This is a genomic window from Micromonospora sp. NPDC049048 (genome assembly GCF_043197615.1).
Classification (GTDB): Bacteria; Actinomycetota; Actinomycetes; order Mycobacteriales; family Micromonosporaceae; genus Micromonospora.
In genome coordinates this window covers 104,828-118,270 of the sequence record NZ_JBICTM010000007.1, presented here as the reverse complement: position 1 = coordinate 118,270, position 13,443 = coordinate 104,828, and the positions used below count along the sequence as shown (strand labels likewise).

Sequence of the window (13,443 nt, the reverse complement as noted above, 5' to 3'; positions counted from 1 at the left end):
GGGCCGGGGTGGAAGGCGCGAAGCGAAGCGCCCGCCGGCGGTGCCGGCGGGCGCTCGTCGTACGACAGGGGTGTGGGTCAGCCCTGGGGGGCGCTCATGGTGAGCGTCTTGATCGTGACTTCCTTCTTCGGGTGGCCACCGCCGGCCTGCTGCGCGAACGCCTTGTCGTCGCCCGCCGCCGCGACCTGCTTCACGAGGTCCATGCCGCCGGTGATGGTGCCCAGGACGGTGTAGTTCGGGTCCAGCGGCGAGTCGCCGTAGACGATGAAGAACTGGCTGCCCGTGCTGCCCGGCTCGCTCGACTTGGCCATCGCGATGACGCCCTCCGGGTACGGGGGCCGCTTGTCGGTGGGCAGGTTCTCCTCGGCGAGCCGGTAGCTCGGGCCGCCGGTGCCGTCGGTCTCCCGCCAGCCCTTGCCGGTCGCGCTCGGGTCACCGCACTGGAGCACCTTGATGCCCTCGGTCACCAGCCGGTGGCACTTGCTGTTGTCGAAGAACTTCTTCTCCGCCAGGTGGGTGAAGCTGCCCGCGGTGCAGGGCACCGCCGACCGGTCGATCGTGGCGGTGATCGGGCCCAGGTTGGTGTCGATCGTCATCGTCTGGGTGCCCGTGGCCGACTGCTGCACGGCCGGCAGCCCGACGTCCTTGATCTGCTTGGTCCGCTGGTCGGTGGGGATCTCGGTCCAGGCGCACTGCACGTTGCCGGCGCCCGGGCCGGCGGTGTCGGTCTTGTCGTCGTCGCCGCCGAGGGTGGTGACGAGCCAGACCGTGCCGGCGACGACGAGGACCAGGACGGAAGCTGCCCCCACGATCGTCTGGGTCTGCCGGCGCTTGCGGGCCCTGGCCGCGCGCTCGGCCATCTCCTTCTCGAGCCGGGCGCGCGCCGCCGCGCGCTGCCGCTCTCTGGTGGACGTCACGCCTGGATCCTCCTGGGCTGTCTGTGCGCGGTCGGTGCCGCTGAGGTGGGTGGGGCGGCCGGGTCAGCCGGCGCTCGGGCTGGCCGCCGGAGTGCCCGAAGCGGACGGCGCGGGCGCCGGGGTCGCCTGCGCCACGGGCTCACCGACGGTCAGGCTCTGCACGACCACGGCGTCGTCCTTGGGCTTGACCTTGGCCCCCGTCCCATTGTCCACGGTCGGCGTGGCACCGATCTTCGCCACCACGTCGATCCCGCCGGTGACCCGGCCGATGACCGGGTACTTCGGGTCGGCCGTGGTGAAGTCCTTGAAGAACATCAGGAACTGGCTGCCGTTGACGCCCGGCGGGTTGGCGATCATCGCGACCGTGCCCTTCGGGTAGGTCGCGGGCTGCCCGGCCGCGGGGCTGGCCGAGGGTGACGGCGCCGTGGGGACGTTCTCGTCGTAGAACGAGTAGGTGGGGCCGCCGAGCCCGGTGCCGCTCGGGTCGCCGCAGCGCACCGCGCCCTCGGCGGTGATCTCGTGGCACTTGGTGTTGTCGTAGAACGACCGGCTGGCGAGGTGGGCGATGCTCGCCGCCGCGCAGGGGGCGCCGGCCAGGTCCAGCTCGACGGTGATCGGCGCACCCTGGTTGGTGGTGATCGTCATCGGGCGTACGCCGTCGGTCGGCAGGTCCTTGGTGGCCGGGGTGCCGACGTCCTTGAGGTTGGTGTTCGCGGTGGCATCCTGGGGCGTCCACAGGCAGACGTCCTCGGCGGCCGTGTTCTCCTTCGGCTCGTCGTCGAAGGCACCGAGCGCCCACGCCGAGCCGGCCACGATCAGCATGAGGACGACGGCGACGCCGACGCCGGCCTGGATCTGCCGACGACGTCTGGCGGCGGCGGCCCGGCGGGCGAGCTGCCGGTCGAGCTTGGCGCGCGCCAGTTTGCGCTGCCGGTCCCTGCTGGAAGCCACCCGTGCTCCCCTTCCTCTACCCTGGTCGTCACCGGTGGTCGGGCGTCCCGCGCCCGTTCGATGGCGGTGCGCCACGCCACACGCCCGCCAGAGTGTACGGCTACCGGCTGGGAAAGTGGTGTACGAGGTCCGGGCTGTGTTATCGGAACGAGTCACTGTGCCCGCGCCGGGGCCGGCCGGGGCGCGGGCGGTGTGCCTCGTGGGACGGCTGGGACGGACGCGCGGAACCGGGTCGCGCCGCCCGATAGGCTGGCGACAGAGGACAGGATCGACGGAAGGGGAGCGGACGTGCTCGTGGCCGGCTTTCCCGCGGACGCCTTCGGCACCAACTGCTACGTGGTCGCCGCCGCGCCGGGGGAGCAGTGCGTGGTGGTCGACCCCGGCATCGGGGTGCTCGACCGGCTCGACGCCCTGCTGGCCGAGCACCGGCTGCACCCGGCCGCCGTCCTGCTCACCCACGGCCACCTCGACCACACGTTCTCGGTCGCGCCGGTCTGCGGCGCGCGCGGCATCACCGCGTACGTGCACCCCGGCGACCGGGAGATGCTCGCCGACCCGGCCAAGGGGCTGTCGGCGGACCTCAGCGCGCTCTTCGGCGGGCGGCTGCCGTACACCGAGCCGGAGGACGTGGCCGAGCTGACCGACGGCGCCACGCTCGCCCTCGCCGGGCTGGAGATCACCGTCGACCACGCTCCGGGCCATACCGGCGGGTCGGTGCTGTTCCGGCTGCCGGCCGCCGGCTCGCCGTGGGAGGCGGATCAGCTCTGCCTCTCCGGTGACGTCCTGTTCGCCGGCTCGATCGGCCGCACCGACCTGCCGGGTGGCAGCATGACGAGGATGGTCAACAGCCTCCGGGACAAGATCCTCCCGCTGGCCGACGACACCGTCGTACTGCCCGGCCACGGCCCCGCGACCACCATCGGCCGCGAGCGCGCGACCAACCCGTACCTCGTCGAGGTGGCGGGTGGCGGCGCGCGACCGGCGGCCCCCGCCCGCGGCCTCTGACCGGCCCGCGCCGGCCCCGACGGCCGCACCGACGACCTTTCCCGCGCGACGCGCGGACGCCGAACGGAGCATCATGAGCAAGCCCACGCCCATCTCCGGCTTCCCGGAGTGGACGCCCGCGCAGCGGATGATCGAGCAGTACGTCCTGGAGCGGATCCGCGACACCTTCGAGCTGTACGGCTTCGCCCCGCTGGAGACCCGCGCGGTGGAGCCGCTGGACCAGCTGCTGCGCAAGGGCGAGACCTCCAAGGAGGTCTACCTGATCCGGCGCCTGCAGGCCGACACCGACGGGCCGGCCGGCGACGACGCGCTCGGTCTGCACTTCGACCTGACCGTGCCGTTCGCCCGCTACGTGCTCGAGAACGCCGGCAAGTTGCAGTTCCCGTTCCGCCGCTACCAGATCCAGAAGGTGTGGCGGGGCGAGCGGCCGCAGGAGGGGCGCTACCGCGAGTTCCTCCAGGCCGACATCGACATCGTCGACCGCGACACCCTGGCCCCGCACCACGAGGCGGAGATGCCGCTGGTCATCGGCGACGCGCTGCGTTCGCTGCCGATCCCGCCGGTGCGGATCCAGGTCAACAACCGCAAGATCTGCGAGGGCTTCTACCGGGGCATCGGGCTGTCCGACCCCGAGGCGGCCCTGCGCGCGGTGGACAAGCTCGACAAGATCGGCCCGGCGAAGGTGACCGAGCTGCTGGCGCAGACCGCCGGGGCGAGCGAGGCGCAGGCCAAGGCCGTCCTGGCGCTGGCCGAGATCTCCGCGCCGGACGCCTCCTTCGCCGACGCGGTACGCGCCCTGGGCGTCACCGACCCGCTGCTCGACGAGGGCGTCGAGGAGTTGGTCCGGGTGGTCGAGACCGCCGCCGCGCACTCGCCGGGGCTCTGTGTGGCCGACCTGCGCATCGCCCGTGGCCTGGACTACTACACCGGCACCGTCTACGAGACGCAGATGATCGGCTACGAGCGGTTCGGCTCGATCTGCTCCGGCGGCCGGTACGACAACCTGGCCAGCTCCGGCGCCGCCCGCTTCCCGGGGGTGGGCATCTCGATCGGGGTGACCCGGCTGCTCGGGCTGCTCTTCGGCGCCGGAGCGCTGTCGGTGTCGCGGGACGTGCCGACCTGCGTCCTGGTCGCGGTGACCAGCGAGGAGCAGCGGCCGGCGAGCAACCGGGTGGCCGAGGCGCTGCGCAGCCGGGGCGTGCCGACCGAGGTGTCGCCGAGCGCGGCGAAGTTCGGCAAGCAGATCCGGTACGCCGAGCGGCGGGGCATCCCGTACGTCTGGTTCCCCGGGGTCGACGGCGCCGCCGACGAGGTGAAGGACATCCGCTCGGGTGAGCAGGTGGCCGCGGCGGCGGGGGAGTGGACGCCGCCCCGGGCCGACCTCAGGCCGCTGGTCAGCTGAGACGTTACTGGCGCGTACGGACGATCGGACCTACGGTGGCGTAAGTTACGTCACCGTAGGGAGATCGTCGTGACCGTACTCAGCCAGACCGCCCTGCTCCGCGAGCTGGAACCCGTCGTCGAGAAGAACCTCGACCGGCACCTCGCCATCGCCAAGGAGTGGTTCCCGCACGAGTACGTGCCGTGGAGCGAGGGGCGCACCTTCGACGGGCCGCTGGGCGGCGAGGCGTGGTCGGAGGGCGACTCGACCATCCCCGACGTGGCCCGCACCGCCCTGATCGTCAACCTGCTGACCGAGGACAACCTGCCCTCGTACCACCACGAGATCGCCACCCTGTTCGGTCGGGACGGCGCCTGGGGCACGTGGGTGCACCGGTGGACCGCCGAGGAGGGGCGGCACGGCACCGCCATCCGCGACTACCTCACCGTCACCCGGGCGGTGGACCCGGTGGCCCTGGAGCGGGCGCGGATGACGCACATGTCCGCCGGGTACGCCAACGTGCACGACGACGAGGTGCTGCACTCCCTGGCGTACGTCTCGTTCCAGGAGTTGGCCACCCGGATCTCGCACCGCAACACCGGGCGGGTCACCGGCGACCCGGCGTGCGAGGCCCTGCTGGCCCGCGTCGCGGCGGACGAGAACCTGCACATGGTCTTCTACCGCAACCTGCTGGCCGGGGCCTTCGAGTTGGCGCCGAGCCAGGCGATGCGGGCCGTCGCCGACGTGGTGGCCGACTTCCAGATGCCCGGCAACGGCATCGAGGGCTTCGCCCGCAAGTCGGTGGCGATCGCCCTCGCCGGCATCTACGACCTGCGCCAGCACCGCGACGAGGTGGTGGCGCCGGTGCTGCGCCAGTGGGACGTCTTCAACGTGACCGGCCTCGACGCCGACGGCGAGGCCGCCCGCGACGCCATCGCCGCGCACCTCGACGATCTGGAGCGCGCCGCGTCGCGCTTCGAGGAGAAGCGGGACGCCCGCGCCGCCCGCCTGGCCGCCCGCTGAGCTTCCGGCCGCCACCGGCCCCGATTGTCGCGGCCGCTGGCGGCTCCGATGCTGCGGCCGCTGGCGGGCTCCGATGCTGCGGCCTATACCGGCTGTGATGCTCCGGCCGTTGGCGGCCCCGGACTCCGGGCGCGGCTGGCGCTGGCTCTCTCTGACGACAGCCGCGCCCGGAGCGTTCTTTTTCCCCGGGTCAGGCGCTGTGTTCGAGGGGGAAGAGGAGGCAGGTCGAGGTGGCGTGGGCCACCAGGCGCGACTTCGCGTCGAGCAGCTTGGCCTCGGCGAAGGCGGTACGGCGCCCGCTCTGCAGCACGGTGCCCTCGCAGCGCAGCGTGCCGCTCGCGACGGTGACCGCGCGGAGGTACTTCACGTTCAGGTCCAGCGAGGTGTAGCCGACCCCGGCCGGCAGGGTGGTGTGTACCGCGCACGCCGCGGCGGTGTCCAGCAGGGTGGCGATGACCCCGCCGTGCACGGTGCCGAGCGGGTTGTAGTGGAACTCCTGGGGGACCAGTTCGACGGCCACCCAGCCCTTGTCGGCCTCCATCCGGGACATGTCGACCAGGTGCATGATGGGCGGCGCCGCCAGCTCGCCGGCGATCATCGCGCGGAGCAGGTCCAGGCCGTCGCGCCGGCCGACGTGCGCGGCGTTGACCCCCGGGTCGGACCACGAGAAGGTACGGCTGCGCACCGGATCCTGCGTCTGCGTCATGGACCCAGCCTCGCAGTACGTTGCTGAGTCTGTCAATCGAACCTAGCCTGGAGCGCATGAGACCCACGGCACTGGACTGGTCGGTGGAGAACTGCACCATCGCCCGGGCGATGGAGGTGCTGGGCGAGCGGTGGACCCTCGTCGTCCTGCGCGAGGTCTTCAATGGCGTCCGTCGCTTCGACGATATGCGGGTACGCACCGGCGTGCCCCGGCAGGTGCTCACCAACCGGCTGACGATGCTGGTGGAGCGCGGCGTCCTGCGGCGCGAGCCCTACCGGGAGCCCGGCAGCCGGGAACGCCACGAGTACCGGCTGACCGACATGGGGCTCGACCTGTGGCCGGTGCTGGTCGCCGTCCTCGGCTGGGGGGACCGCTACCTGGCCGACCCGGAGGGCTCGTCGTTGACGGTCGCGCACCGCGACTGCGGCGGCGAGGTCCGCGTCGCGCTGCGCTGCGAGCGCGGGCACGACGTCGCCCGGCCGCGTGACGTGGTGCCGCGTCCGGGGCCCGGTGCGCGCCGCCGCGCCGACTGAGTGCGCCGCCGCGCCGACCGAGTGCGTCCGCCGATCAACGCATGGCCATGAGTCGATATCAACGTCATTTCCGGGTGGTGGCCGCCGCAGCCGGGGCGAAAAGGACAAAGCCGGGTCTTGCATACGAACTTAAGTATGTGAATACTTCAGTGAGCTCGGCCGGTACCCCCAGATCGGCCGGGCTGGTCCTGGCCCTTGTCGCCCCGGCGAGGGCCTGTCGCCCCCTCCCTGGAGGTTGTTGTATGCGACCCACGAGGTCCTCGCTCCGTCGTGCCGCCGTCATCGCCGCGGCCGGCGCCATGGTCGCCGGTTCGCTGATCGGCGCGCCCGCCCAGGCCGCACCCTCGTTCGCCTCGCCCGACGCCGCCGCCGGCCTGGCCGAGCGCCTCGGCGACCGCTCCGCCGGCACGTACGCCGACGCCAACGGCAAGATGGTCGTCACCGTGACCGACGCGCTCGCCGCCCGTCAGGTCAGCGCCGCCGGCGCCGTCCCGAAGATCGTCAAGCGCGGCGCCAGCGAGCTGGCCCGGGCCACCTCGGAGCTGGACCGCTCCGCCAAGATCCCGGGCACCGCGTGGTGGACCGACCCGGCCACCAACCAGGTCGTCGTCTCCGTCGACAGCACCGTCACCGGCGCCAAGCTGGAGCGCGTCAAGGCCGCCGCCGAGCGGATGAACGGCGCGATCCGGATCGAGGCCGACTCGGGCGTGCTCAGCACCCGGATCTCCGGCGGCCAGGCCATCTACGCCGGCGGCGGCGGTCGCTGCTCCCTCGGCTTCAACGTCCGCAGCGGCAGCACCTACTACTTCCTGACCGCCGGGCACTGCACCAACATCGCCTCCAGCTGGTACAGCAACTCCGGCCAGACCAGCCTGCTGGGCACCCGTACCGGCACCAGCTTCCCGGGCAACGACTACGGCATCGTGCGGCACAGCAACTCCGCCAACGCGGCCGGCAACGTCTCCCTCTACAACGGCACCTTCCGGGACATCACCGCCGCCGGCAACGCCTACGTCGGCCAGTCGGTGCAGCGCTCCGGCAGCACCACCGGCCTGCGCAGCGGCTCGGTGACCGCGCTCAACGCCACGGTGAACTACGCCGAGGGCTCGGTCTCCGGCCTGATCCGCACCAACGTCTGCGCCGAGCCGGGCGACAGCGGCGGCTCGCTGTTCAGCGGCACCATCGCCCTGGGCCTGACCTCGGGCGGCAGCGGCAACTGCAGCGTCGGCGGCACGACCTTCTTCCAGCCGGTCGGTGAGGCGCTGAGCCGCTACGGCGTCAGCATCTTCTGATCGATCGCACCTCAGCGGGCCGCCGGGTCATCCCGGCGGCCCGTTCGCATGCCCGGACCCGGGAGTCGGCGACACCTGGAAGATGGCCCTGGTGCAGGTCAGCGACGTCAACGACGACGGGACGGTGGTGCTGACCGCGCGCGCCTGGGACATCCCGCTGTAGGGCGGGAGGGGATCCGCGTCGGCGACCGGAGCCCTGCCTCCCTCACCCCGCAACCGGTGGCGGGGGAAGGCTGACAGAATGCCAGGGGTAACGGTGTACCGCAGATGAGGAGACGCAAGTCGTGATCCGTACCCATGACGCCGGCAGCCTGCGCGCGACGGACGCCGGCACCACGGTGACGCTCGCCGGGTGGGTGGCCCGCCGGCGCGACCACGGCGGCGTGATCTTCGTCGACCTGCGCGACGGCTCCGGCGTGGTCCAGGTGGTGTTCCGCGAGGAGGACGCGCACGCGCTGCGCAACGAGTTCTGCGTGCGGGTGACCGGCGAGGTGACCCGCCGCCCCGAGGGCAACGAGAACCCGGAGCTGCCGACCGGCGAGATCGAGGTGACCGCCGCCGAGCTGGAGGTGCTCTCCGAGGCGGCGCCGCTGCCCCTGCCGGTGGACGACCAGGTCGAGGCCGGCGACGACATCCGGTTGCGTTACCGCTACCTCGACCTGCGTCGCAGCGGCCCGGCCAAGGCGATGCGGCTGCGCTCGCGGGCCAACCAGCTCGCCCGCACGGTGCTGCACGAGCGGGACTTCCTCGAGATCGAGACCCCGACGCTGACCCGGTCCACCCCGGAGGGTGCCCGCGACTTCCTGGTGCCGGTACGCCTCCAGCCCGGCAGCTGGTACGCGCTGCCGCAGTCGCCGCAGCTGTTCAAGCAGCTGCTGATGGTCGGCGGCATGGAGCGGTACTACCAGATCGCCCGCTGCTACCGCGACGAGGACTTCCGCGCCGACCGGCAGCCGGAGTTCACCCAGCTCGACATCGAGATGTCCTTCGTCACCGAGGACGACGTGATCGACCTCGGCGAGGCGATCGTCTCGGCGCTGTGGAAGGACCTGGCCGGCCACGAGATCGCCCGGCCGATCCCGCGCATCACCTGGCACGACGCGATGGCCCGGTACGGCTCCGACAAGCCCGACCTGCGCTACGGCGTCGAGCTGACCGAGCTGACCGACTACCTGCGCGGCACCGAGTTCCGGGTCTTCGCCGGCGCGATCGACGCGGGCGGTTACGTCGGCGCGGTCGTCATGCCGGGCGGCGCCTCGCAGAGCCGCAAGGAGCTCGACGGCTGGCAGGACTGGGCCAAGGCGCGTGGCGCGCGCGGCCTGGCGTACGTGGTGCTCGACGCCGAGACCGGCGAGGCGCGCGGGCCGGTGGCGAAGAACCTCTCCGCCGAGCACCTGGGCGGGCTCGCCGACGCGGTCGGCGCCAAGCCGGGCGACGCCGTCTTCTTCGCCGCGAGCGCGAACACCCGCGAGGCGCAGGAGCTGCTCGGCGCGGCGCGCATCGAGATCGCCAAGCGGGCCGGGCTGGTCGACGAGAGCGCCTGGGCGTTCTGCTGGGTGGTCGACGCGCCGATGTTCGAGAAGACCGACGAGGGCGGCTGGACGGCCGTGCACCACCCGTTCACCTCGCCGAACGCCGAGTGGGTCGACCGGTTCGAGGAAGCGCCGGACCGCGCGCTGGCCTACGCGTACGACATCGTCTGCAACGGCAACGAGATCGGCGGCGGCTCCATCCGTATCCACCGGGGCGACGTGCAGAAGCGGGTCTTCGACCTGCTCGGCATCACGCCCGAGGAGGCGCAGGACAAGTTCGGCTTCCTGCTGGAGGCGTTCAAGTACGGTGCCCCGCCGCACGGTGGCATCGCCTTCGGTTGGGACCGGGTCTGCATGCTGCTCGCCGGCGCGGACTCGATCCGCGAGGTCATCGCCTTCCCGAAGACCCGGGGCGGCTTCGACCCGCTGACCGGCGCGCCGACGCCGATCACCGCCCAGCAGCGCACCGAGGCCGGCATCGACGCCAAGCCCAAGCCGGCGGCCGCCCCGCACACCGGCACGGCCGGCCCGGCCGCCCCGGTCGCGGACCCCACCTGACCCACCCGTAGCCCACCCCCACCCACCCCGTCCTCGCGGTTGATCATGAAGTTGTTGTCGTGACACGCCGGGTGGCAACGCGATAACTTCATGATCAACGCTAGGGGTGGGGTGGGTGGGATGAGGCTGCTCGTGGTGGGGGGTAGCGGGTTTCTGGGGTCGGAGGTGTGCCGGCAGGCGGTCAGTGCCGGGTGGAGCGTGGTCGGGACGTACCACTCGGGGGCGATCGGGACGCCGGGGGTGGCGGCGCGGCGGCTGGACGTGACCGACCGCGACGCGGTCCGCGCGCTGGTCGCCGAGGTGCGCCCGGACGCGGTCGTCGGCACCCCCTACCGGTACGGCGACTGGGCGGTCACCGCCGACGGTGCGGCGCACGTCGCGTACGCCGCCGCCGAGGCGGGAACCCGGCTGGTGCACATCTCCAGCGACGCGCTGCACGCCGGCCGCCCCGAGCCGTACGGCGACGACGAGCCGCCCAGCCCCGTGTTCCCGTACGGGGCGGCCAAGGCGGCGGCCGAGACGGCGGTGCGCGTCCTCGACCCGGGCGCGGCGCTGGTGCGTACCTCGCTGATCGTCGGGGAGGGGAGCAAGCAGATCCAGCTCTGCCGCGACGCGCTCGCCGGCCGGGCGAGCCTGTTCACCGACGAACTCCGCTGCCCGATCGACGTCACCGATCTGGCCGCCGCCGTGCTGGAACTCCTCGGCACGGACTACGCCGGCCCGCTCAACGTGGCCGGCCCCGACGCGGTCAGCCGCGCGGAGTTGGGCCTGCTGGTCGCCGCGTACAGCGGCATCGACCCGGCCGGCATGAAGACCACCAGCGGCGCCGCCGCGGGCGTGCTCCGCCCGACCGACGTGCGCCTCGACTCCACCCGCGCCGCCCGGCTGCTCGGCACCCGCCTGCGCGGGGTGCGCGAACTGCTCAACCGCTGACTCCTGCGCGTCGGTGAGCGCGCCTTCCTCCCCGCGCGGCCCGATGTCGCCGGTGCCGCTGGGGCGCGAACTGCTCACCCCGCTGGCCGCGTGCGCGAACTGCTCACTCGCCGACCACGTGCGTCAACTGCTCACCCCGCTGACCGCGCGGGGCGTGAGCTGCTCACTTCGCTGGCCGGCCCGGTAGCCGTGGCGACAATGCACACTTTCTCTGCACAAATCTTGTGCAGAGAAAGTGTGCACAGATATTGTGCAGGAATGGAGAACCCCTCAGCGGCCCGTGGGCCGTCCCGCGAGGTGCGGATCGATCACCGGCAGGTACGGGTGCTGGCGCACCCGCTGCGGATGCGTCTGCTCGGCGCGCTACGGATCAAGGGACCGTCGACCGCCACCCGCCTCGCCGAGCTGCTCGGCACCAACACCGGGGCCACCAGCTACCACCTGCGGCAGCTCGCCGAGGTCGGCCTCGTCGTGGAGGATCCGGACCTCGGCACCGGGCGGCAGCGGTTCTGGCGTGCGGCACACGACGTCACCAACTGGGAGCCCAGCGACTTCGACGACGACCCGGACGCCCGGGCGGCCATCGAGTGGATCGAAGGGGACCAGGTCCGGTTCTTCGTCGAGCACGCCGAGCAGTGGTTCGCCGTCCGCCACAAGTACTCGCCGGCCTGGCGTGACGCCCTCGGCATGGGCGACATCTTCATGACCGTCCCGCCCGCCCGGCTCGAGGCGCTCAAGGCCGAGCTGTGGCGGGTCCTGGAGCGGTTCCACAGCGAGGCCGACCCGGCCGAGCCGGGTGCGGAGCAGGTGCAGATCTACCTCGCGGCCTTCCCGATGCTGGCGGACATGCGGCTCGCGGACCCGCTGCCCGAGGAGGACCGGTGAGCGCCCTGTCCGTACGCCAGATCCGGCGTCGCTACCTCGTGCTCTACGCCCTGCGCTGGCTGCCCGCCGGCCTGCTCATTCCCGTGATGATCCTGCTGATGCAGGAACGCGGCCTGTCGCTCTCCCAGATCGGTCTTGTCGTCACCGCACAGGGTCTGATCGTTCTCGCGCTGGAACTGCCGACCGGCGGGTTCGCCGACGCGCTCGGCCGCAAACCCGTGCTCGTCGCCGCCTGGGTGACCTGCGTGATCTCGCTCGTCGTCTTCGTGGTGGCCGACTCGTTCTGGCTCTTCGTCCTGTGCTGGGGGCTGCAGGGCGTCTACCGGGCACTGGACAGCGGCCCGCTGGAGTCCTGGTACGTCGACGCCACCCTCGCCGCCGACCCGGAGGCCGAGTACGAGCGCGGCCTCGGCTACGCCGGCACCGTGATCGGTGTCGCCATCGGTGCCGGTGCGCTGCTCAGCGGCGGCCTGGTCGCACTCGGCCCGATCGGGCCTGTGAGCGCGCTGACCCTGCCGGTGCTCGCCGCCATCGCCCTTCAGACGGTGGCGCTGGTCGCGCTGCTGATCCTGCTGGTGGAGACCCGTTCCGCCAAGGGCGCCGGCGCGCTGCGCGCCTCGATCACCGAGGCGCCCCGGATGGTGGGGCAGGCGTTCGGGCTGCTGCGCCGCTCCCGGGTGCTGTTGACGCTGGTGGCCGTGGAGCTTTTCTGGGGCTTCGGCATGGTCGCCTTCGAAGGGCTGCTGCCGGTCCGGCTCGCGGAGGTCGTCGGCGACGCCGACCGGGCGGCGGCGCTGCTCGGCCCGGCCACCTCGGTGGCGTGGCTGGCGAACGCGGCCGGCGCCGCGCTGACCCCGCTGATGCTGCGCCACCTGGGCGCCGCGCCGAGCGCCGCGCTGCTGCGGGTCCTGCAGGGCGTCACGGTCGTCGGAATGGGCCTCTTCGCCGGTCCGGTCGGGGTGCTGATCGCCTACCTGGCCTGCTACGCCGTGCACGGCGCGTCGAACCCGCTGCACATGGGGCTGCTGCACCGTCAGGTCGACGGCCCCTACCGGACCAGTGTCATCTCGCTGAACTCGATGATGGCCGGAGGAGCCGGAGCGCTCGGCGCCGTCGTCCTGACCGCACTGGCCGAACGCACGAGCGTCAGTCTTGGACTGTTCGTGGGAGCCGTGGTGCTGGCCGTCGCCGCCCCGCTCTACCTGCCCGCCTGGCGGGCAGGTCGCCGCGTCGCGACGCCCGGCGGCTGCGGGGACGGCTCGGTCGACGGGCCGGCGGACGGGCGGTCGCACGACGGGGCGACGCCCGCGACCGCCGGGATGCCCGGCACCTGACGCCCGCCGGGAGTCACCAGGGGCGGCCCGGCCTGCTCCCTTGTGGGGATTGGCGAGCGGACCGATTGGGTACATCCCGCGCCGACCTACTGGTAACCCCCACCGGAGGAACGACATGCTCGCCATTCTCGCGGCGATCGTTTTCGGATTCGCCCTGCTGATCGACCTGCTGAACACCAACTTCGGTGCGCCGGACCTGTTCAACTGGAACACCCTCGTGCTCATCGGCCTCCTGTTGCTCTCCCTCTACCTGGCCGGGGTCGGCAGCGGTCCGCGTGGCGGGGGCGGCGGCCGCTGGTACCGGGGCCGGCGTCCGGGCCGCGGCTGACCGTAAGCGATCATCGCGGGCCCGGCCCGACGGCGCTTCGGGCGCTGTCGGCCGGGCCCGGTACT

General features: G+C 72.6%; 14 protein-coding genes. 11 read left to right on the top strand and 3 right to left on the bottom strand.

Annotated elements, in window-relative coordinates; translation table 11 throughout:
- Positions 1-77 precede the first annotated feature (77 nt).
- Both ACGFIG_RS22490 and ACGFIG_RS22485 read right to left on the bottom strand, forming a co-directional pair.
- The gene (locus ACGFIG_RS22490; RefSeq protein ID WP_393005794.1) at positions 78-917 is read right to left on the bottom strand and encodes a peptidylprolyl isomerase; all 840 of its coding nucleotides are present in this window, start codon (positions 915-917) and stop codon (positions 78-80) included.
- A 63-nt stretch (positions 918-980) separates the two neighbouring features.
- Entirely contained in the window at positions 981-1,868 is an 888-nt protein-coding gene (locus tag ACGFIG_RS22485; RefSeq protein ID WP_393005792.1) for a peptidylprolyl isomerase, read from the bottom strand.
- Between the two features lie 288 nt (positions 1,869-2,156).
- On the opposite strand from ACGFIG_RS22485, the gene ACGFIG_RS22480 reads away from it, so the two are divergent.
- The 3 genes from ACGFIG_RS22480 (at position 2,157) to ACGFIG_RS22470 (ending at position 5,277) form a co-directional block, all read left to right on the top strand.
- A complete protein-coding gene (locus ACGFIG_RS22480) occupies positions 2,157-2,873 on the top strand; it encodes an MBL fold metallo-hydrolase (protein ID WP_393005790.1) in 717 nt (238 codons plus the stop codon).
- A gap of 73 nt (positions 2,874-2,946) precedes the next feature.
- On the top strand, positions 2,947-4,275 hold the full coding sequence (gene hisS / locus ACGFIG_RS22475; RefSeq protein WP_393005788.1) for a histidine--tRNA ligase: 1,329 nt from the start codon (positions 2,947-2,949) through the stop codon (positions 4,273-4,275).
- Between the two features lie 69 nt (positions 4,276-4,344).
- Positions 4,345-5,277, top strand: coding sequence for an acyl-ACP desaturase (locus ACGFIG_RS22470; RefSeq protein WP_393005786.1), 933 nt, complete (start codon positions 4,345-4,347; stop codon positions 5,275-5,277).
- A 190-nt stretch (positions 5,278-5,467) separates the two neighbouring features.
- On the opposite strand, the gene ACGFIG_RS22465 is transcribed toward ACGFIG_RS22470, so the two are convergent.
- The gene (locus tag ACGFIG_RS22465) at positions 5,468-5,983 is read right to left on the bottom strand and encodes a PaaI family thioesterase (protein WP_393005784.1); all 516 of its coding nucleotides are present in this window, start codon (positions 5,981-5,983) and stop codon (positions 5,468-5,470) included.
- A 56-nt stretch (positions 5,984-6,039) separates the two neighbouring features.
- Between ACGFIG_RS22465 and ACGFIG_RS22460 the strand changes: the two genes are divergently transcribed.
- The 8 genes from ACGFIG_RS22460 (at position 6,040) to ACGFIG_RS22425 (ending at position 13,378) form a co-directional block, all read left to right on the top strand.
- Positions 6,040-6,516 (top strand): winged helix-turn-helix transcriptional regulator, encoded by a 477-nt coding sequence (locus ACGFIG_RS22460; protein ID WP_393005782.1) that lies wholly within the window; start codon positions 6,040-6,042, stop codon positions 6,514-6,516.
- Between the two features lie 242 nt (positions 6,517-6,758).
- The gene (locus ACGFIG_RS22455; RefSeq protein ID WP_393005780.1) at positions 6,759-7,808 is read left to right on the top strand and encodes a S1 family peptidase; all 1,050 of its coding nucleotides are present in this window, start codon (positions 6,759-6,761) and stop codon (positions 7,806-7,808) included.
- 284 nt (positions 7,809-8,092) lie between these two features.
- The gene (aspS, locus tag ACGFIG_RS22450) at positions 8,093-9,898 is read left to right on the top strand and encodes an aspartate--tRNA ligase (RefSeq protein ID WP_393005778.1); all 1,806 of its coding nucleotides are present in this window, start codon (positions 8,093-8,095) and stop codon (positions 9,896-9,898) included.
- Positions 9,899-10,018: 120 nt separating this feature from the next.
- Entirely contained in the window at positions 10,019-10,831 is an 813-nt protein-coding gene (locus ACGFIG_RS22445; protein ID WP_393005777.1) for an SDR family oxidoreductase, read from the top strand.
- 13 nt (positions 10,832-10,844) lie between these two features.
- On the top strand, positions 10,845-11,018 hold the full coding sequence (locus ACGFIG_RS22440) for a hypothetical protein (RefSeq protein WP_393005775.1): 174 nt from the start codon (positions 10,845-10,847) through the stop codon (positions 11,016-11,018).
- Between the two features lie 71 nt (positions 11,019-11,089).
- Positions 11,090-11,716 carry an ArsR/SmtB family transcription factor gene (locus tag ACGFIG_RS22435; RefSeq protein WP_393005773.1) on the top strand — a complete coding sequence of 209 codons (627 nt, stop codon included), beginning with the start codon at positions 11,090-11,092 and terminating at the stop codon, positions 11,714-11,716.
- Positions 11,713-13,050, top strand: coding sequence for an MFS transporter (locus tag ACGFIG_RS22430; protein ID WP_393005771.1), 1,338 nt, complete (start codon positions 11,713-11,715; stop codon positions 13,048-13,050). Before ACGFIG_RS22435 ends, ACGFIG_RS22430 begins: the two co-directional genes overlap by 4 nt.
- 115 nt (positions 13,051-13,165) lie before the next feature.
- A complete protein-coding gene (locus ACGFIG_RS22425; RefSeq protein ID WP_074318554.1) occupies positions 13,166-13,378 on the top strand; it encodes a hypothetical protein in 213 nt (70 codons plus the stop codon).
- The last annotated feature ends 65 nt before the right edge of the window (positions 13,379-13,443 follow it).